We start from the raw sequence: 19,364 nt of genomic DNA on the forward strand, positions 1-19,364 counted from the left end.
CGCCCACGTCATCGCTCTCCGACGTGCAGGGTCCGGCCGAAGAGCGCAAGCATTGCGCCCCAACCCTGTTCGGCCGCAGCAGGGTCGTAGACAGGGAAGTCCGGCATCATCCAGCCATGCGCGGCCGGATACGTCCGCGTTGTGAACCGCACGCCAGCCTCCGTCAGAGCCTTCTCCAGCCGCTCGGCCATTGCAGGCGGGTAGCTGCCATCGTTCTCCGCCGCGCCGATGTAAACTTCCGCCTTGAGTTTGGCAGCGAACAGGTGGGGGCTCGTCGGCGCATCGGTCGCAAGATTGCCCCCGTGAAAGCTTGCAGCCGCGGCGAACCGCTCGGAATAGGTTCCCGCTGTGGCCAAGGCCATGCCGCCGCCCATGCAGAAGCCCACCACCCCGATCTTGCGGCCTTCGACGTCGTCGCGCGTGTCGAGGTAAGCCAGCATGGCCTCTGCGTCTTCAGCGGCCTTTAGAGGGCTCGTTGTGGCCATCAGTGGCCCGAGGACTGCGCGGAAGTCACCCGCGAACACTTCCTTCGGTACGAATGGCCCGTAGGGTCCGTAGCGGTAGAAGAGATCCGGGAGCAGGACGATGTAGCCAGCGTCAGCGAGCTGCTGAGACATGTCGAGCATCGCCGGCCTGATGCCACCTGCGTCCATGTAGAAGATCACCGCAGGCCATGGTCCGCCGCTCGCAGGGGTCACAACGTGTGAAGGGCAGTCGCCGTCGCGTGTCCGGATCGTGACTTGCTCGATCGGCATGGGATGCTCCTCAGCCGGACATTCGCAGTGTCCGCTTCGAACCGTTTACGACCAGCAGCGGACCAACCGCATCGCTGTCGCGATCCCCACCGGGGCACTCGCGCGGGAGTACGTGGTTGCGCGGAATGCCCGGCTGTACCGGACGACGATGGACAATGCGGCCTTGTGCGTGCGAGCGCTGAACTGCGTGTCAGCTACTCAATAGGACCCTCCATGGCCGGTCTCAAGGACAAGCGCGGCTTCATCGATAAGGACCGACTCGACCTGTCGGAACGCAAGGCTGTCGAGTTCTGGATGAAGCGGTGGGGCGTCACCCAGGACCAGCTTACGGCGGCCCATCGGAAGGTTGGCCGGATGACCAAGGATATCGCCGCCGAGTTGGGCAAGAAGCGTTAGCGGCTTGCTTGCCGCTGCGGGATCGCTCGGGCGGCGGTGATATCGAGGGCGAAGCCGTCGCGAACGCCCCGCAGGCCGATCCTGGCATCGCTGTCACGCGGCGCATGGCGGACGGTCGAGGCGGCGTCCGCTCAGCACACCACCGCCTGTCCATCCCGCCGGGGGTCGCTGGCCGCGACGTAGCCGTCCTCGGACGGATCCCCCATCCGCCAGATGAACTGCCCGGCCCCGAAATCCTGGTAGCTGTCGTTGATCACCTCGAGGTGGTGGCCCCGCTCCACGAGGGATTGGACCGTGGCCGCCGGCATCGTGGATTCGGTGTTCACGCTCAGCCCGTCGGCGACCCGCCAGCGCGGGGCGTCGCAGGCGGCCTGCGGGTTCTGGCCGTGGTCGATCATGCGCACCAGGGTCTGGACATGGCCCTGCGGCTGCATGTTGCCGCCCATCACCCCGAAGCTCATCACCGGGGCGCCTCCCTGCGTCAGGAAGCCGGGGATGATGGTGTGGAACGGCCGCTTGCCGGGGGCCACCACGTTCGGGCTCTCCGGGTCGAGGCTGAACCCGTGGCCGCGGTTCTGCATCGAGACGCCCCATTCGGGCACGACGACCCCGGAGCCGAAGCCCATGTAGTTCGACTGGATGAAGCTCACCATCATGCCCGAGGCATCGGCGGTGGTGAGGTAGATCGTGCCCCCGCGGACGGGGTTGCCCGCGCCGAAATCCTGCGCCTTCGTCCGGTCGATCAGCTTGGCGCGGGTGGCGAGATAGGTGGGGTCCAGCATCGCCTCCGGGCTGACGCCCATGCCGCTCGGGTCGGCGACGTAGCGGTAGGTGTCGGCGAAGGCGAGTTTCATCGCCTCGATCTGGATGTGCTGCGCGTCGGGCCCGTCGACGGGCAGGGACGCGAGGTCGAAATTCTCCAGGATGCCGAGGGCAATCTGCGCGGCGATGCCCTGTCCGTTCGGCGGGATCTCGTGCAGCGTGTAGCCCCGGTAATCCTTGGCCAGGGGCTCCACCCATTCCGGCGTGAAGGCGGCGAGGTCGGCCACCGTCATCGCGCCCCCATGCGCCGCCGCGTGCCGGGCGATGGCCTGCGCAATCTCGCCCTCGTAGAAGGCCCGGCCCTTGGTCTCGGCGATGGCGCGCAGGGTCCGGGCGGCATGGGGGATCGTCACCCGTTCCCCGACCTCCGGGGCCCGGCCACGGGGCAGGAAGGTCTCGGCGAAGCCCGGCTGGCCCGCGAGCGACGGGAGGGCGGCGGCCGCCGCCCATTTCTGCTGCACGACGATGGGCGCGAGGTAGCCGCGCTCGGCGATCTCGATCGCGGGCTCCATCAGGTCGGCGAAGGGCAGGCGGCCGAACCGCTCGGAGAGCGCCGCCCAGGCCGCGACCGCGCCGGGCACGGTCACCGAATCCCAACCGCGCATCGGGGGCGTGCGCGCCCCGCCGTGCTTGCGTGCGAAGTATGCGGGGGTCCAGGCCGCCGGGGCGGGCCCGGAGGCGTTGAGGCCGTGCAGGCGCTTGCCGTCCCACAGGATGCAGAAGGCGTCCGAGCCGAGGCCGTTGCTGCAGGGCTCGGTGAGCGTCTTGGCGGCGGCGGTGGCGATGGCCGCATCCACGGCGTTGCCCCCCTTCCAGATCATCCGCAGCCCCGCCTGGGCGGCGAGGGGGTGGGACGTCGCCACCACGTTGCGGCCGAAGATCGGCATGCGCACCGTGGGGTAGGCTTGGTTCCAGTTGAAAGCTGTCATGGTTGCGTCCTCATGGCGTCTTCGGCGCGCAGGCGCAGGGTGGCGCGGTCGATCTTGTTGGTCGAGGCGAGGGGCAGCGCCTCCACGAACCACACCCGGCGCGGGTGCTGGTAGGCCGGGGCGTGGGCGAGGGCGTGCGCCTTGATGCCCGCCTCGTCGAGGGTGGCGCCGGGCCGGCGGACGACGAAGGCGACGGGCTTGGTGCCCTTGATCGCATCCTCCACCGGGACGACGCAGGATTGCAGCACGTCCGCGTGGCGTTCGAGGACGAGTTCGACCTCGCCGGGGAAGATGTTCTCGCCGCCGGAGACGAACATGTCGTCGGTGCGGCCCAGGAAATAATGGAAGCCCTCGGCGTCCCGGCGGAATACGTCCCCCGTGTCGTAGAAACCGTCCGGGGTGATCGGAACGGGCACGTCCGGCCGGTTGTGGTAGCCGAGCATGATCGCGGGGCTGCGCATCTGGAGCACGCCGGCTCCGGGGGCATCGGGTCCGACGAGCCGGATCGCCACGTCGGGGCGGGGGGCGCCGACGGAGGCGACGGGCGTCGGCAGCCCGTCCGGATGGTCGCCGAACACGATCGGCCCGCCCTCGGTCGTGCCGTAGGCGTTGAGGATGCGGGCGTTCGGCAGCAGCGCGCGGATCTGGTGGGCCAGGGTGTCGCTGACTGGCGCCGAGCCCATCCGCACCGTCCGCACGCCGGTGAGGTCGCTGGAGGCCAGGAGGTCCTTCTCCCGCAGCATCATGGCGATCATCGGCGGCACGGCGGTGAGCCACGTGCACCGGTGGCGGTCGATGGCCGCGATGTAGCTGCGCGCCTCGAATTGCGGCAGCAGCACCATCGTGGCGCCGGCCGCGCAGACGAGCAGCGCCAGAGCCAGCGCGTTCATGTGGTAGAGCGGCGCCGCGACGAGCAGGCGTTCGCCGCGCAGGTCCGTCTCCGCCGCGCGGGTCCGCGCCACCCAGAGGTGGCTGGCATGACTGAGGCGCACGCCCTTCGGCCGGCCGGTGGAGCCGGACGTGTACAGGAACAGGGCCGCCTCGTCGGGCTCGGGCGTGATCGGCACGAACGGGCCGGGATCGAGCCACGCGGAGAAGCCCTCCGGCCCCTCGCCGTCGAACGCGGCGAGGCCGACACCGGGTGCCAGCGGCGGCAGGGCCGCCCGGCGCGGGCCGTCGCAGAGCACCAGCCGCGCGCCGCAATCGGCCAGCACGGCGGCGACGGTTGCGGGCGGGAACTTATGGTTCACCGGCACGGGCACCACCCCGGCCCGCATCGCGCCGAGGAGCGCCGCGAGGGTGTCCGGCCGGTTGGCGGAGAGGATCGCGATCCGCTCGCCCCGTGCGATCCCCCCGCGCAGGAGGCCCCGGGCGAAGGCGTCGGCGCGGGCGTCGAGGCCGGCGCGGGTCATCGTCTCGGGCTCCCCCGCCGGGGAGAACCCGACGAGCAGCGGCCTGTCCGGGGGGCCGGAGCGGTCCACGAGGTCGCCGAGATTCGTCGCCGCGCCGGTCATGAGGCGGCCTCGCACCGGAGGTGGAGGCCGAAGGCCGGCAGCGTCAGCGCGCCCGTCCTCTTCCCGCGCCGGGTCCATTCGGCCCCGGGGAGGGCGCGGGCGCGGGCTTCGATCCCGTCGAGGTCCGCGAAGCGCAGGGTCAGGGCGGCGAAGCGCCCGTGGGGGCCCGGCACCACCGTGACGGAGGCGTCCCCGAGGCGGATGCGCCACCCGCCCTCGCCGGGCTCGGCCGTCGCGCCGCAGGCGGCGGCGTAGAGGCGGGCCTCCGCCTCCGGGGTCGGGCTCTCGACGGTTACGCCGTCGAGCGCCGTGAAACCGTTCGGGTGGGCGAACCATTCGGGGCGCCAGACGAGGTCCGGCGTCAGATGCTGGCAATGGTAGACGCGGCCCGCCGGGAACAGGCCCGCCGGCAGGCGCACGGTGCGGAACCGCGCCTCGGCCTCGCCACCGTCCAGGGCGACGGGGCGGGAGAAGGCCACGGGCGATCCGACCTCGAACCCCGCCCCGGCGAGGCGGTCATGGGTCGTGTCCGCGTCGGCGCTCGCCACCACGAGGCCGTTCAGGCCGAACGGGCTGTCCTTCAGCTCCTGCCGCTGCGGCCCGGTCTCGGGCAGGCCGACCAGTTCGAGATAGGCCCCCGGCACCATCATCAGGTGGTTGATCGAGCCGAGGGAATGGTGCCCGCGCGGCGTGAGCCGGAAGCCGAGGGCGGCGAACAGGTCCGCCGCCTCGTCCATCCGCCGCAGCACGTTGACCACGACGTGGTCGAGGCTGCCCGGTGCCGCGGCGCCGGTCATTTGGCCGGCGCGGTCATGTAGACGCCCCGGCCGCTCGCCAGCAGCCGGCCCTCGCCGTCGAGGATCTGCGCCTCGGCCACCGAGATCTGGCCGCCGAACTTCACCACCTTGCCCCGGCAGGTCAGGTCGCCCTGCATCGCGGCGCGGTGGTAATCGACTCGCAGGTCCACGGTCGGGACGCCCCGGCCGGTGCGGGAGACCAGCGCCCAGTCGGCGGTGAGGTCGACGAGCGTCGCCAGGATGCCGCCGTGGACGTAGCCGCGCTCGGCGTTGACGACCCATTCCGGCCGCCACGTCGCCTTCAGTTCGATCTCGCCCTCGCCGACGCTGACGACGGAGAGGCCGAGCCATTGGTGGAACGGGCCGCGCAGCAGCAGCGCCTCGACCTGTTCCTTGCTGAGGGGGGTATCGGACATCGTATCGGGGACCCTTTGTGGCCGGGAGCGGGATCAGGGGGTGACGACGATCTTGCCCATCACCTCGCGGTCGCGGATCATCCGCAGGCCCTCGGCGGCCTGTTCGAGGGGCAGGACCTTGTCGATGGTCGGCTTCAGGGTGCCGGCCTGGATCATGTCCATCAGCGCCGACAGGTTGTCGTCGTAGAAGCTGTTCGAGCCGATCACCTTCAGCTCGAAGCTCCAGATGTAGCGGAGGTCTTCCTTCGGATCGTGCCCGGCGGTGGCGCCGCAGACGAGGAGCGTGCCGCCCCGCTTCAGGCACTTCAGCGAGGGCACCCAGGTGTCGCCGCCGGTGAAGTTGATCACCACGTCGACGCCGCCCTCGTAGGTCCGGCGCTGGGGCTTGCCGTACTGCTGGATCGCCCATTTCGAGAAGTCGGTCTCGCGGTAGTTCACCACGTGGTCGGCGCCGAGTTCCTTCAGCCGGGCCATCTTGTCCTCGCTGCCGGCGCAGGCGATCACCTCCGCGCCGAGCTGCTTGGCGAGCATCACGCAACCGGTGCCGACGCCGCCGCTGGCGCCGAGGATCAACACCGTGTCGCCGGCCTTCACCGTGTTGTGGGTGATCAGCATGCGGTGGGCCGTGCCGTAGGCCACCGGCAGGGAGGCGGCGTCCGCGTAGCTGACGTCCGGCGGCATCGCGATCAGCTGGCCGGTCGAGACGCGGCAATACTCGGCCATGCCGCCGTCGAGCATTTCGCCCATCAGGCCCTTGGCCTTGTTGAGCGGGTTGACCAACACCCGGTCGCCGACCGTCCAGTCCGAGACGCCCTCGCCGAGTTCGACGATCTGCCCGGCCATGTCGAGGCCGATCACCACCGGCATCGGCACCTTGATGCCGGGCATGCCCTTCACGGTGAACACGTCGTGATAGTTGAACGAGGAGGCGCCGACGCGGATCAGCACCTCCCCCGGACCCGGCACGGGCTTCGGATAGTCGCTCGTGACCTTGAGCGCATCGATGTCGCCGTGCGCGTCGAGGACGAGGGCCTTCATCGTCTCAGTCATCGTGGGGTGTCCTTTTCCGGTGTGGGGCGGGCTACGGGATCGTCTTCGACCGCGCGTAGGGGCGGGGATCGAGGGCCGTGTCCGGCAGGGTGCCCTGGACGGCGCCGACCGCCTTGAAGACCTCGAACTCCCGCTTCAGCGAGGCGATGTCCGCCGGCTCCAGGCTCACGGTGTAGATGCTGTCCCAGAGGGCGGCGTAGGCGGTGGCGTCGGGCCCGCTCAGGTTGGCGGAGGCCTGGAGGATCCTGGCGACCGCCGGCTTGTCGGCTTGGCCGAAGGCGTAGGCCTTGCGCATCGCGGCCACGACCTTGGCCGGCGCGTCCGGGTTCTGCGCCATCCAGGCGTTGCGCATCAGCCCGACCCCGAGGATGGGCGGCGCGTCCTGCTTGGTGAGGGTCTTCCATTCCTGGCGGAACGAGCCGATCCGGCGCAGCTTCGCCTCGGGCAGCAGGGCGATCGTCACCGTGCGCAGGGCGGCGGCGTCGATGTCCTTCTGGACGAGGAATTGCGCGAGGCGCGGGTCGTTGCCGGGGACGCCCTGGTAGTCGCCCGGCGTGAATTTGTAGTTGGTTTCGAGAATCGCGGAGGTGATCGCCGCCGTGGCGCTCCCGGAGGGCGAGGTGCCGATCTTCTTGCCCTTCAGGTCCGCCATCGTCTTGATCGGCGAATCCTCGGGCACCACGAAGTCGAGGTCGGCGACCTGCGTCGCCAGCACGATGCTCAGGGGCAGGCCGTCGGCGGTGACGCTGAGCGAGGTTCCCGCGCTGGCGGCGATGGCGAAGTCGATGGCGCCGGCGGCCATGGCCTTGGTCGGCGCGTTCACATCCGGGAACTTCACGTATTCGGGCGTCAGGCCCTCCTTCTCCATGAATTTCCCGGCTTCCAGCACGGCGCCGAAGCCGAGGCTGATCCCCGAACTCCAGTAGCCGATGCGAACGCTCTCGGCCTGCGCGGGGCCGGATACGTTGAGGGCACAGAGCGCGGCGGCGGCAAGGACACCGATCCGTTTCAAGGGAGTCTCCGTAAGCTTGGGTTGCGAACCGGCGTTTCCCCGTGCGACGGCGCCATCACGGCTGCGTCGCCTTCTTCCAGACGAACAGCCGCTGTTCCGCGGGCTTGAGGACGAGGGTTTCGAGCCCGATCATCAGGGCGACGAGGGTCAGGGTCCACGCGAAGACCTGATCGGTCTGGACGAGGTCCGCCGCCTGCCGCAGGCGGTAGCCGATGCCGCTGCTGGCCCCCAGCGATTCGGCCACGAGGACCACCCGCGCCCCGAACCCGATGGCCAGCCGCGCGCCCGCGAAGAACGAGGGCAGGATCGTCGGCAGGTAGATCTTGGTCAGCACCTTGCGGCGCGGCATCCGGAAGGTCCGGGCGAGTTCGAGGTGTTCGGCGCTGACGGTGCGCGTGCCCTGCCAGACATTGGTGAGGATCAGTGGCATCGCCGTCATGAACACCACGAAGATCGTGGTCCAGTTCGACAGGCCGAACCAGATCAGCGCGAAGATCGCCCAGATCGCGGAGGAGACGGTGTTCGTCACCGTCAGGACCGGCTCGAAGAAGCTGCCGAGGCGGCGGCTCGCGCCGAGCAGCAGGCCGAGGGGCAGGCCGACCAACGCCGCGAAGGCGAAGCCCGCGCCGATGCGCCCGAGGGTGATGCCGAGATCCCCGGCGAAGCTCGGCGAGGCGACGAGGTGCAGCCACGTGGTCCAGACCCGTGCCGGGCTCGGCAGCACGAAGGAGGGCGCGCGCAGGGAGGCGACCTGCCATACGGCCAGCGCCAGGCCGATGAGGGCGAGCCGCTGCAGGACGATCCCCGTGCGGCGGCCGGCGCCCGAGGGGCGCGTCCGCGGGACGAGGCGGGGAGGGGTCCGCACTAGCATGTGGCCCTCGCGCCCGAGAGGCCGATCCGCAGGCGGCGGACCTCCTCGGCCACCTCCGGGGAGAGGGGATCGCGGGGATAGGGCAGGGCGATGTCGCGGACCTCGCCGATCCGGCCGGGGCGCGGCTGCAGGACGATCACGCGGCTCGCCAGCACCACGGCCTCCTCCACGTCGTGCGTGACGAAGACCAGGGTCATGGCCCGCAGGGCGGCGATGCGCAGCAATTCGCCGTGCATCTGCGCGCGGATCTCCGGGTCGAGCTTCGAGAAGGGCTCGTCGAGGAGGAGGATCCGGGGTTCGGTGACGAGGCTGCGCGCCAGGGCCACGCGGCTGCGCATGCCGCCCGACAGCTCGTGGGGGTAGGCATCCCGAAACCCGTCGAGGCCGACGAGGCGCAGGGTCTCGTCGACCCGCCGCCGCCGCTCCTCCCGCCCCATGCCGCCGGCTTCGAGCCCGAAGGCGACGTTCTGCGCCGCCGTCCGCCAGGGGAGCAGCCTGTCCTCCTGGAACATGTAGGTCATGGCCCGCCAGTCGCGGAAGGCGTGCGAGGGGATCCCGTCGAGCAGGACCGCGCCCTCGTCGGGCTCGATCAACCCGGCGATCATGTTGAGCAGGGTGCTCTTGCCGCAGCCGGAGGCGCCGAGGAGGGCGACGATGGCGTGCTGTGGGATCGCGATGTCGATGGCGTCGAGCACGTGGAGCGGCGCGCCCTCGCGCCGGTCGAACCACTTGCTGACGTGGTCGAGCTGGACGGCGTTCATCGCTCGCCTCCCTCGGCCTGGGACGCGCTCCGGGGCGGGATGACCGCCGTGTCGCGCAGGCTCGCGATGACCTTCTCCATGGTCATCTCGCGGAAGGTCTCCACATGGCGGCGGGCCACGAGCGCGGCGCTCTCGGCGTCGCCCGCCGTGAGGTGCTCGATCATCGCCGTGTGGTCGTTCTCGATGTTCGGCCGCACGCCCTGCACGCCGAAGCCCAGGGCGACGAGGCGCGTCATTTCGTCGAGGAGGCCGGACAGCGTCCGGTACAGGCGCCCGTTCCCCGCCGCCGCCGCGATCGCCATGTGGAAGCTGCGGTTGGCTTCGAGGAAGAAGTCGATCTGGTTGCCGACATCCACCGTGATCCGGCGGCGGCAGGCCTGTTCCAGCCGTTCCAATTGCGCCCGGTTCACCCGGCCGGCGGCGCCCCGCGCGGCGAGGGGTTCGAGCTCCATCCTGAGGGCGAAGACCTCATCGACGTCCTTCACGGTGACGGGGCTGACCCGGTAGCCGTGCCGGGGCATCGAGCTGACGAACCCTTCCTGCGCGAGCCGCTGGAGGGCGATGCGGCAGCTCGCCTTCCCGATCTCGAACCGCTCCATCACCTCGGCCTCGGTGAAGCGGGTGCCGGGGAGCAGGCGGCAGGAGACGATCTCCCGCCGCATCAGGTCGTAGGCCTGGTTGGCCTTGCGCGTCGCGTCCGGGACGGAGAGCACGCCGGCCGGCCGGCCGCCCCGTCTGGTTTCCTCGTCGCTCGTCATGGCACCTCGCCATCGCGCTTGAGTTTCCCACAGCGTGCTGTGAGCGGCTCACCAATTGCAGATCGCGTGCCAACACCGGCCCGGGAGGCCGTTTTCACGATGGAACGCAGGCCAAGGGACGGATGCCCGACCGGAGTAACCAGAGACGGTCAGCCTCACGGCTTGATCATCTCAGCCCATTTGGTGAGCATCCCATGGCTCATTTATGCGCAAGAGCCACGATGTCTGTAAATAGAATCAGAATTCCAATTCGCGGAGATCGTGAGGACGATACGTCTTCATCATGCCGGCGCCGCAGAACAACCTCGCTGCGGCGGCGGATCGAACGGGCGATGCTGGGCGGAGCACGGGACAATGGATGAGATCGACCGGAAGATTCTCGACGTGCTTCAGGTCGATGCGACGCTGCCGGTGGCGACGATCGCCGAGCGGGTCGGCTTGAGCGCGGCCCCGTGCTGGCGGCGCATCCGCCGGCTGGAGGAGAGCGGCGTCATCACCCGCCGGGTGGCGCTCGTGGACCGCCGCAAGGTCAACGTGCCGATCACGGTCTTCGTCGCGGTGAAGGCGCCCCGGCATACGGCCGAATGGTCGGCGGCGTTCCGCAGGACGGTGGACGACTTTCCGGAGATCGTCGGCGCGTGGCGCCTCACCGGGGAGATCGACTATCTCCTGCGCATCGTCGTGCCGGATATCGAGACCTACGACACCGTGTACCAGCGCCTGACCGCGCGGCTCGAATTCTCGAACCTCTCCGCCTCCATCGCGATGGAGGAGATGAAGTACACGACGGCCGTGCCGACGATCTACATGGCGTGAGGGGCGGCTCAGCCGGCGACGATGCGGTATTCGCGCTCGATCGAGGAGGCGCGGATTTCGGGATCGAAGCCGTAGACGTGGATCGAGATCGCCTCGTCCGGCCCGGCATTGACCATCTGGTGCAGGTTCGGTCCGCTCGGCATCATGCAGGCGACGGAACCGGGCTCACGGAGGGCCTCGCCGGTGGCGACGGCGTCGGTCTCGTTGAGGGCGCGGAACCAGACCTCCCGCAGGGCACCGCTCCAGACGCCGAAGCAGCAGGAGCAGTGGTGGTCATGCACCGAGGTCCTTGAACCGGGGCTCCAGGTGATCGCCCAGACGCTGATCCCGTTCTCGCCGAGCAACAGGGTGCGCGCGTAGCCGCCGGGCTTCCGCTGAAGGGTGATCCCGGCGAGGAGGTCGTCCCGCGCCATCAGGTCTTCCAGAGTCCTGCGCGCGAGACGGAGATAGTCGGAGGAGGAAGTGCCGGCGCCCCTGGCCAGGGCGGTCAGGCAAGCCTTGCGCGGGTCGGCAACCGGGGTGAGCATGGCGATCTCCTGTGTGCTGCGAAAAGTCTATTCGCGCAGCCGCACAAATCGCTCTCAATTTCCGATGGCATGACGGGCAAAGACGGCGGTGCCGTTTCACGAAACCACGGCTTCGTGAAATCTCATTTCGCCGAGCCCGTCGTGCCGGCCCGCGAGGATGACGCTCGGGCGTCGGGCTTTGATCAGATGTTCTCGCGGGCCGCCTGTTCGGAGCAGGCCTTCGCCACCTCGGAGATCGGCAGGCTCCCGTGGCCGGTCGTCCTCGACGTGTCGTCGAGGCAGGAGCGCACGCGCTCCCGGGCCGCATCCCCGCCGCTCGCCGCGTCCAGCTTGCCCAGAAGGGCCTCCTTGTCCGCAGCGGAGGCCGCCGCCCAATCCTGCATCGAATCCCCCCCGCTCAGCGCGAGGGCGGGCGTCGCCATCAGGGCGAGGGTGAACAGGCCGGTGGAAAGAATGCGCATGGCGTGAGCCTCGGACGACGAAGGATCGGCGCCGGCTGGCCGAGAACGGAAGCCGGCCAGCAAACAGGCCTGCGGAGGGAACTAGGTCCGCAGGCGCCTTCGCAGATTGCCGGAGGCTTGGGGCAAAAACGCACAGCGCCTCGCCGCCCTCCCATGCTGGGGGCCAATCGGCCATTCGTCGCACGGAGGGCCGTCGGTCGAACCCGGCCCGCGATCACCGGTTGCCGCGTGAGGAGAGGGGACCGCGATGGCGTGTCAGCCCGAGGGCGTGAAGACGCCGGCGGCCACGGCCCTCGTGGTCGCCGACATGATCGGCGTCGGAGTGTTCACCAGCCTCGGGTTCCAGGTGACGGATGTCCCGTCCGGATTCGGGCTGCTGTTGCTGTGGGGCGTCGGCGGGCTCGTCGCGCTCTGCGGGGCGTTCAGCTACGCCGAGTTGGCGACGATGTTTCCCCGCTCCAGCGGCGAGTACAATTTTCTCACCCGCGCCTACGGCCCGGCCCTCGGTTTCATGGCGGGCTGGCTCTCGGCCACCGTCGGCTTCGCGACCCCCGTGGCGCTGGCCGCGATGGCGTTCGGCCAATACGCGAAGGCCTTCCACCCGGCTGCCCTGCCGCTCCCCCTCGGGCTGGCGGTCATCTGGGCCGTCACCGCCATCCGCCTGACGGGCGGGCGCTTCGGGGAGGCGTTCCAGACCGGCGCGACGCTGCTGAAGCTGCTGCTCATCGTGGCCTTCATCGGCGCCGGCTTCGCTGCGGACGGCGGGGCGCCGGTCAGCTTCTCGCCGCGCGCGTTCGATCCGGCGCAGGTCTTCACCGCCGGCTTCGCCGTTAGCCTCGTCTTCGTGATGTACGCCTATTCGGGCTGGAACGCCGCGACCTACATCGCGGGCGATCTGGCCGACCCGTCCTATACGCTGCCGAGGGCCCTGTTCCTCGGGACGGTCCTCGTGATCGGGCTCTACGTCGCGCTGAATGCGGTGTTCCTCCGCACCACCCCGCTGCCCGAACTCGCCGGGCAGATCGACGTCGCGATGATCAGCGGGCGGCATGTCTTCGGCGCCGAGGGCGGCCGGGTCGTCGGCGCGGTGATCTGCGTCGGCCTGATCCCGACGATCGGCGCGATGATGTGGATCGGCCCCAGCGTGACGGTCACGATGGGCGAGGATGTGCGGCTGTTGCGCGCCTTCGCCCGCCGCACCCGCCACGGCGTGCCCGCGCGCGCGGTCCTCCTCCAATGCGGCGTGGCGAGCCTCCTGCTGCTGACGCAGAGCTACGCGGCGGTTCTGGAGTTCATCCAGTTCGGCCTCATCCTGTGTTCGTTCCTCGCGGTGCTCGGCCTGATCAAGCTGCGGATCACGCGGCCCGACCTGCCACGGCCCTATCGCGCCTGGGGCTATCCCGTCACGCCGCTGGTCTTCCTCGGCGTGACCGCGTTCATGCTGGCCTACCTCGTCACCGCGCGGCCGATCCAATCGCTCGGTGGCCTCGCCGTGATGCTCCTCGGCCTGGCGCTGTACGGCGTCTCCCGCCGCGCCGGGCGGCGGTGATCGATCAGGCGGGCTTCGTCACCCGCAGCACGTCGAGGCGGTACTCGGCGGTTCGCGATTGCGTCAGGACCCGCGCGAAGCCGCGTGCGCCCGCGATGAAGCCCTCCGCCGCGTCGTCGCCGGACAGCGGGTAATGGGTGATGCCGAGCCAATGGACCAGCACGATGTCCGCCTCGGGCAGGACTGCGCCCTCGACCCGTGCGACCAGCCGGGCGAGGTCGGGGCGGTCGAGATAGTAGGCCACCTCCGAGATCACGATGAGGTCGAAGCGCCCGTCCGGCCATGTGCCCGGGACGGTGGCGAGGCTGAAATGCGCGTTCGGGCAATCGGCACAGCGCGCCCGCGCCTCCGCCAGCACCGAGGGCACCACGTCGAGCCCGATCAGCGCATCGCAGCGCGGGCAGAGCTCGTGGGTGAACACGCCGATGGAGCAGCCGACATCCAGGGCGGACGTGTAGTGGGGGCGCGGCAGGGCCTTGAGCGTGGCCGCGTATTTGGCGCGCTCGTACGGGCTCGTGGCGAACTTCCACGGGTCCGACTCGGTGGCGTACATGCCCTTGAAGTAATCGGGATCGAGGGTGGTCGGCCGCCGACCGGTCGGCGCCTCGCCTGCGGCGCCGCGTATCCCCAGCAGGGTGCCGGTGGCGGCCACGCTTCCGGACTGAAGCAGGAAGCGCCGTGAGACGGGTCCGCGGTCACGCACGAGACACCCCCACGATACACCCAATGGCGCCAGTCACCGTCCGAGGGGAACCCCAGGTGAGGGGGGCGGTTCCTGCCGCCCCCCTCGACGCCTCACGAAGCCTGCGCGGCGGGGGCGCGGGCGGGCAGGACCCAGTTCGGCCGGACGAAATGGCAGGTGTATCCGTCGGGCCGGCGCTCCAGGTAATCCTGGTGCTCCGGCTCGGCCTCCCAGAACGGCCCGACCGGCGCCAGCTCGGTCACGACCTTCCCCGGCCAGAGGCCGGAGGCGTCGACGTCGGCGATGGTCTCCTCGGCGACGCGGCGCTGCCCGTCGTCGGTGAAGTAGATCGCCGAGCGGTAGCTCAGGCCCCGGTCGTTGCCCTGGCGGTTCGGCGTCGTGGGGTCGTGGATCTGAAAGAAGAATTCCAGCATGCGCCGGAAGCTCGTCCGGGCCGGATCGTAGACGATCTCGATGGCCTCCGCGTGGGTGCCGTGGTTGCGGTAGGTCGCGTTCGGCACGTCGCCGCCCGTATACCCGACGCGGGTCGAGACCACGCCCGGCTGGCGCCGGATCAGGTCCTGCATGCCCCAGAAGCACCCACCGGCCAGCACGGCCCTCTCGGTCTGCATGGTCATGTCCTCTCCTCGCTCTGCACGTTCCCTTTATATGGGGTCGCCGCTCAGGCTTTTCCCCGGTCGGAGACGAGGCGGAGCCCGGCCACCGGCCGCGCCTCCAGCGCCGTGGCGACCTTGCGTTCGAGCTCGCCCTGCCGGAACGGCTTGAGGACGACCGCGTCGGAGCCGCTTGCGCCGGCCAGCGTCAGGGCCGTCGTGTCCGCGAACCCGGTGACGAACAGCACCGGCATCCCCGGCCAGCGCTTGCGGATCTCGATGGCGACCTCGGCCCCGTTCATGCCCGGCATGGCGAAGTCGAGCACCACGAGGTCGACGCACGGGTCGGCCTCCAGGGCGGCCAGGGCCTGGAGGCCTGAGGCCGCCTCGCGCACCGCGTACCCGACCTCGGTGAGGCGCGTCACGGTGACCTCCCGGACCTCCGCGTCGTCGTCCACAACGAGGAGGGTCGGGCGGCTTCCCGGCGGGTGAGCCAGGGCGCAATCGACGGCCTTCGCCTTCTCGGTGGCGGCCGAGCCCCCGCCTTCGACCCGGGGCAGGTAGACCTTGATCGACGTGCCCTCGCCGAGCACCGTGTCGATGCGGATGCCGCCGCCCGATTGCTTCACGAACCCGAAGACCTGCGCGAGCCCGAGGCCCGAGCCCTTGCCGACCTCCTTGGTGGTGAAGAACGGCTCGAACACCCGCGCGAGCACTTCCGGCCGCATGCCGGTGCCGGTGTCGCTCACCGCCACCATCACGTACTCCCCGGGCTGGGGCTGCTCGGGACGGCTCGGCGCGCCGGTGACGGTCACGTTGGCGGTCTCGATGGTGAGGCGGCCGCCCACCGCCATCGCATCGCGGGCGTTGATGGCGAGGTTGAGGATGACGAGTTCGATCTGCGTCGCGTCGACCAGCGCCGGCCAGAGGTCGGCCTGCAGCGTCGTCTCGATCTGGACCGCGCCGCCGATCGAGCTCTGCAGCAGGTCGCGCATCGAGGCGACGGTGTCGTTCAGGCCGACCGGGGTCGGCTCCAGCCGCTGGCGCCGGGAGAAGGCGAGAAGCTGCGCCGTGAGCCTCGCGCCCCGGTCCGCCGCCCCCTTCATCATCGCGAGCCGGCGCTTCGACCGGTCGTCGGAGACCGCGCGCTCCAGGAACTCGATGTTCCCGGCGATCACCGTGAGCAGGTTGTTGAAGTCGTGCGCGACGCCGGAGGTCAACTGCCCGACGGCCTCCAGGCGCTGGTTGAGGCGCAGCGCCTCCTCGGCCCGCTCCCGTTCGCCGATCTGGCGCTGAAGCTCGGCGTTCGTCTCGGCCAGTTCGCGGGTGCGCGCGACGATGCGCGCCTCCAGGGTCTCGTTCAGCGCCTGCAGGGCCTCCTCGGCCGCCCGCTTGTCGGCCCTGGCCCGCGCCTCGGCGAGCGCCCGGACAATGGTGCGGGACAACCGGTCGAGGCGCTGCTTGCCCACGTAGTCGGTGGCGCCGTTCTTCAGCGCCTCGACGGCCACGTCCTCGCCGAGGGTGCCGGAGCAGAAGATGAACGGGATGTCGGGGCATTGCTCGCGGGCGATGCCGAGCGCGCTGACGCCGTCGAAGGTCGGCAGGACGTAATCCGCCAGGATGATGTCGTGGCGCCCCGGCCAGGCCGTGGCCGCGAACTCCTCGCGCGTCATCACCCGCTCGATCACGAACGGGTGGCCGAGGTTGTCCAGTTCCGCCTCGATGAGTTCCGCGTCGAGGTCGCTGTCTTCCAGGTGGAGGATACGCAGCGGACCGGCGGAAGGTCCGATTACGCGTTCGATGGCCAGCCTCCCCGGTGCGGCGGCGGCTCGTTCAGGAGCGCCCAGAACACCCCGATATCCTTGATCGCAGCGAAGAACTCATCGAACCCGACCGGCTTCACCACGAAGGCGTTCACCCCGAGGTCGTACGAGCGGACCACGTCGGTCTCCTCCCGCGAGGAGGTGAGCATCACCACCGGGATGCCGCGCGTGGCCGGGTCGCCCTTGATCTTGGCGAGCACTTCCAGCCCGTCGACCTTGGGCAGCTTCAGGTCGAGCAGCACGACCGCCGGATCCTGCGCCTGCCGTCCCTCGTGGGTGCCGCGCCGGTAGATGAAGTCGAGCGCCTCCGCCCCGTCGCGGCAGATGATGATCTCGTTGGCGAGGTTGCTCGATTCCAGCGCGGCGAGCGTCAACTCGATGTCGTTCGGGTTGTCCTCGACGAGGAGGAACGGCTTCAGTCCGGCCATGTCAGTGCGCCTCCTCCCGAAGCGGTAGCGTGAAGTAGAAGGTCGCGCCCCGACCCAGATGGCCCTCGGCCCAGGTCCGGCCACCGTGCCGCTCGACGATGCGGCGCACGTTGGCGAGCCCGATGCCGGTGCCCTCGAACTCCTCGACCCGGTGCAGGCGCTGGAACACCCCGAACAGCTTGTCGACATAGGCCATGTCGAAGCCCGCGCCGTTGTCGCGCACGAAGAACACCGCCTCGCCGTCCCTCGGCGGAAGCCGCCCCACCGCGATGACCGCCTCGGGCTTGCCGCGCGTGTACTTCACCGCGTTCGAAAGCAGGTTCTCGATCACGAGGCGCAGCATCACCGGGTCGGCATAGGCCCGGCCGAGGGGTTCGATCTCCCACCGCACGGCCCGGTCCGCCGGAACGTCGCGCAGGACCTTCCGCTGCACCTCCTCGACCAGGGCGTTCATGTCGCCCGTGACCTTCTTCAGGGCGTTGCGGCCCATCTGCGAGAACGACAGCAGGTTATCGACGAGGGTGCCGGCCGAGAAGGCCGCCTCAATGATCGTGTCGACGTAGTGCCGGCCCTTCTCCGAGAGGTTGGCGCCCTCCCGCGTCTTGAGCAGGTTCGAGTAGCCGACGATGTGCCGGAACGGCGCGCGCAGGTCGTGGCTCACCGAGTAGGAGAACGCCTCCAGCTCCTTGTTCGAGCGCTGAAGCTCCTCGCTCATCGCCGCGAGTTCCTCCGCCCGGCGCAGCACGATGCCGAGCACCGAGGCGCGCAGGTCCTTGGCGGCCTCGACCTCCGGGATCGACCACGGCAGTGAGCGCCCCTGCACCGTCTCCTTCCAGATCTCGAAGGACTTGCGCGGATGCAGGCGGTCCGGCCCGCCGGCCGGATCCGGCACGGCGGGCTTGACCGGGTTGCCGCCCCACTTGACCGTGCGCACCACCTCCGGCCTGAACCAGAGGATGTAGCTCGCGTATTTCTTGGAGACCGAGATCGCCAGCAGCCCGCTCGCGTGGTCGGCATAGGACGCCGCGCCGGGGATGGCCTCGGACAGGGACTCGGACACGAAGACGTCGTCGGTGTCGCCGCGGGCCGACAGCCAGTCGTACATCGCGCGCACGTCGCGCTCCTCCGGCGTCGCGCCCATCAGCCGGCACCGGTCGGCGGTGACGACGGCCGCGCCGGAGGCGTTCACCAGGGCCAGGACGTCGTCGGGATGCTTGAGCAGGCCGTCGACGAAGCTGTCCTCCTCCGCCATGAACCCGAGGAGACGGGCCTGCACCTGCCCGAGCGCCAGCCGCTGCTCGGCCTGGGCGCCGCGCTCGCGGGCCGAGAGCTGCAGGGCGAAGATCTGGGCGAGCACGTCGCAGGCGTTGCGGGCGTGCAGCGGCACGCGCTTCGGCGCGGCGTTGTGGCAGGAGATCAGGCCCCAGAGCGCGCCGTCGATCAGGATCGACACCGACATGGACGCCATCGTGCCCATGTTGCGCATGTACTCGACATGAACCGGCGAGACGGAGCGCAGGACGGACTGGCTGAGGTCGAGGGGCTTCCCCGAGGGCGTCGCCGCCGGCTGGATCGGCACGGGGGCGTAGCCCGCGTCCGGGATGATGCGCATGCGGTTGCGGCGGTAGAGTTCGCGCGCCTGGGCCGGGATGTCGGAGGCGGGGAACCGGAGATCGAGGTAGCTCGGCAGCGCGCCATTGCCGTCCTCGGCCAGCACCGTGCCGTGCCAGTCCCGGTCGAACCGGTAGACCAGCGCCCGGTCGAGGCCGGTGACGGCGCGGATGTCCTGCGCGACGAGGTGGCAGAGTTCCGCGATGTCGTGGGCGGCGTGCAGGCGCTCGACGAAGGAGCGCAGGCGCGGGGTGAGCACGTCGAGGCCGAGATCCGCCGCGGCGGCATCGACCTCCTCCAGTTCGAGCACAACGAGGCCATCGACGCGGTGCGCCGCGACCTCGTAGGTCAGGCGGGCGGCATCGGAGGTGAGCGTCACGGTGCGGAGGTAGGACGCGCCCGTCTGCGCGCCGGGCTCGTCCAGATGGCGGCGGACGATGGCGGCGAGGTGCGGGAAGACCGCGTCCAGGGACGTGCCGACGGCCGCCTCGGCTGGGGCGTTGGCGCTGGCCTGCACGACGGTCAGGGACGGCGGTTCGAGGACGAGCAGGAATCCGTGCGGCTGGACGCTGCCGACGATGTGGATGGGCTCACGGTCGCAGGCGGTGAGGTCGATCCTCGGTTCGGCGTCGTGCGATGGCTTCAAACCGACATTCCCATCTCGGATGGGCGCCCAGGGGGCCACGCCATTTAACGGGCATTAACATCGGGCCGCCGGCCTGACCACGGCCGAACCGGGCCGGCCGGGCGACGACACCTAGGCCCAAAGGTC

20 protein-coding genes are annotated in these 19,364 nt (G+C 70.1%); 3 read left to right on the top strand and 17 right to left on the bottom strand.

What is annotated here, in order from left to right; translation table 11 throughout:
• Window positions 1-8: 8 nt before the first annotated feature.
• On the bottom strand, window positions 9-755 hold the full coding sequence (locus MKK52_RS19220; RefSeq protein ID WP_243956511.1) for a dienelactone hydrolase family protein: 747 nt from the start codon (window positions 753-755) through the stop codon (window positions 9-11).
• A 213-nt stretch (window positions 756-968) separates the two neighbouring features.
• Here MKK52_RS19220 and MKK52_RS19225 point away from each other — a divergent pair, with 213 nt between their 5' ends.
• A complete protein-coding gene (locus MKK52_RS19225) occupies window positions 969-1,151 on the top strand; it encodes a DUF3606 domain-containing protein (RefSeq protein ID WP_003600567.1) in 183 nt (60 codons plus the stop codon).
• 131 nt (window positions 1,152-1,282) lie between these two features.
• Here the strand turns inward: MKK52_RS19225 and MKK52_RS19230 are convergent, their stop codons facing one another.
• Genes MKK52_RS19230 through MKK52_RS19270 form a run of 9 tightly spaced genes read right to left on the bottom strand, consistent with a single transcriptional unit; the run spans window position 1,283 to window position 10,081 of the window.
• On the bottom strand, window positions 1,283-2,902 hold the full coding sequence (locus MKK52_RS19230; protein ID WP_243956513.1) for a gamma-glutamyltransferase family protein: 1,620 nt from the start codon (window positions 2,900-2,902) through the stop codon (window positions 1,283-1,285).
• Complete coding sequence (locus tag MKK52_RS19235) at window positions 2,899-4,416, bottom strand: class I adenylate-forming enzyme family protein (protein ID WP_243956514.1); 1,518 nt, start codon at window positions 4,414-4,416, stop codon at window positions 2,899-2,901. Before MKK52_RS19235 ends, MKK52_RS19230 begins: the two co-directional genes overlap by 4 nt.
• On the bottom strand, window positions 4,413-5,213 hold the full coding sequence (locus MKK52_RS19240) for a VOC family protein (RefSeq protein WP_243956515.1): 801 nt from the start codon (window positions 5,211-5,213) through the stop codon (window positions 4,413-4,415). Before MKK52_RS19240 ends, MKK52_RS19235 begins: the two co-directional genes overlap by 4 nt.
• Window positions 5,210-5,629: a PaaI family thioesterase gene (locus MKK52_RS19245; protein ID WP_243956516.1), complete on the bottom strand. Its 420-nt coding sequence runs from the start codon at window positions 5,627-5,629 to the stop codon at window positions 5,210-5,212. Before MKK52_RS19245 ends, MKK52_RS19240 begins: the two co-directional genes overlap by 4 nt.
• A gap of 33 nt (window positions 5,630-5,662) precedes the next feature.
• On the bottom strand, window positions 5,663-6,679 hold the full coding sequence (locus tag MKK52_RS19250) for an SDR family NAD(P)-dependent oxidoreductase (RefSeq protein WP_243956517.1): 1,017 nt from the start codon (window positions 6,677-6,679) through the stop codon (window positions 5,663-5,665).
• A gap of 31 nt (window positions 6,680-6,710) precedes the next feature.
• Window positions 6,711-7,691 carry an ABC transporter substrate-binding protein gene (locus MKK52_RS19255; protein WP_243956518.1) on the bottom strand — a complete coding sequence of 327 codons (981 nt, stop codon included), beginning with the start codon at window positions 7,689-7,691 and terminating at the stop codon, window positions 6,711-6,713.
• Between the two features lie 55 nt (window positions 7,692-7,746).
• The gene (locus MKK52_RS19260) at window positions 7,747-8,562 is read right to left on the bottom strand and encodes an ABC transporter permease (RefSeq protein WP_243956520.1); all 816 of its coding nucleotides are present in this window, start codon (window positions 8,560-8,562) and stop codon (window positions 7,747-7,749) included.
• Entirely contained in the window at window positions 8,556-9,323 is a 768-nt protein-coding gene (locus tag MKK52_RS19265) for an ABC transporter ATP-binding protein (protein WP_243956522.1), read from the bottom strand. Before MKK52_RS19265 ends, MKK52_RS19260 begins: the two co-directional genes overlap by 7 nt.
• Window positions 9,320-10,081 (bottom strand): GntR family transcriptional regulator, encoded by a 762-nt coding sequence (locus MKK52_RS19270; RefSeq protein ID WP_243956524.1) that lies wholly within the window; start codon window positions 10,079-10,081, stop codon window positions 9,320-9,322. Before MKK52_RS19270 ends, MKK52_RS19265 begins: the two co-directional genes overlap by 4 nt.
• Before the next feature lie 354 nt (window positions 10,082-10,435).
• Between MKK52_RS19270 and MKK52_RS19275 the strand changes: the two genes are divergently transcribed.
• Complete coding sequence (locus MKK52_RS19275; protein ID WP_243956526.1) at window positions 10,436-10,897, top strand: Lrp/AsnC family transcriptional regulator; 462 nt, start codon at window positions 10,436-10,438, stop codon at window positions 10,895-10,897.
• A gap of 8 nt (window positions 10,898-10,905) precedes the next feature.
• Here MKK52_RS19275 and MKK52_RS19280 read toward each other — a convergent pair whose 3' ends face one another.
• Together MKK52_RS19280 and MKK52_RS19285 are read right to left on the bottom strand one after the other, a co-directional pair.
• Window positions 10,906-11,424: a cysteine dioxygenase gene (locus MKK52_RS19280; protein WP_243956528.1), complete on the bottom strand. Its 519-nt coding sequence runs from the start codon at window positions 11,422-11,424 to the stop codon at window positions 10,906-10,908.
• A 182-nt stretch (window positions 11,425-11,606) separates the two neighbouring features.
• Entirely contained in the window at window positions 11,607-11,885 is a 279-nt protein-coding gene (locus MKK52_RS19285) for a hypothetical protein (protein WP_243956530.1), read from the bottom strand.
• Between the two features lie 247 nt (window positions 11,886-12,132).
• Between MKK52_RS19285 and MKK52_RS19290 the strand changes: the two genes are divergently transcribed.
• Window positions 12,133-13,434, top strand: a complete 1,302-nt coding sequence (locus MKK52_RS19290; protein WP_243956531.1) for an APC family permease — start codon at window positions 12,133-12,135, stop codon at window positions 13,432-13,434.
• 4 nt (window positions 13,435-13,438) lie between these two features.
• Here the strand turns inward: MKK52_RS19290 and MKK52_RS19295 are convergent, their stop codons facing one another.
• The 5 genes from MKK52_RS19295 to MKK52_RS19315 all read right to left on the bottom strand — a co-directional run bounded on the left by MKK52_RS19295 (window position 13,439) and on the right by MKK52_RS19315 (window position 19,238).
• Complete coding sequence (locus tag MKK52_RS19295) at window positions 13,439-14,137, bottom strand: class I SAM-dependent DNA methyltransferase (RefSeq protein ID WP_243956533.1); 699 nt, start codon at window positions 14,135-14,137, stop codon at window positions 13,439-13,441.
• 92 nt (window positions 14,138-14,229) lie between these two features.
• Window positions 14,230-14,748: a peptide-methionine (S)-S-oxide reductase MsrA gene (gene msrA, locus MKK52_RS19300; protein ID WP_243956713.1), complete on the bottom strand. Its 519-nt coding sequence runs from the start codon at window positions 14,746-14,748 to the stop codon at window positions 14,230-14,232.
• A gap of 50 nt (window positions 14,749-14,798) precedes the next feature.
• Complete coding sequence (locus MKK52_RS19305) at window positions 14,799-16,538, bottom strand: hybrid sensor histidine kinase/response regulator (RefSeq protein ID WP_243956715.1); 1,740 nt, start codon at window positions 16,536-16,538, stop codon at window positions 14,799-14,801.
• Complete coding sequence (locus MKK52_RS19310) at window positions 16,520-16,981, bottom strand: response regulator (RefSeq protein WP_243956535.1); 462 nt, start codon at window positions 16,979-16,981, stop codon at window positions 16,520-16,522. The genes MKK52_RS19305 and MKK52_RS19310 overlap by 19 nt, the downstream gene beginning before the upstream one ends.
• 1 nt (window position 16,982) lies before the next feature.
• Entirely contained in the window at window positions 16,983-19,238 is a 2,256-nt protein-coding gene (locus tag MKK52_RS19315; RefSeq protein ID WP_243956537.1) for an ATP-binding protein, read from the bottom strand.
• Window positions 19,239-19,364: the final 126 nt, after the last annotated feature.

The organism is Methylobacterium sp. J-067, assembly GCF_022829465.1.
GTDB classification, from domain to species: domain Bacteria; phylum Pseudomonadota; class Alphaproteobacteria; order Rhizobiales; family Beijerinckiaceae; genus Methylobacterium; species Methylobacterium litchii.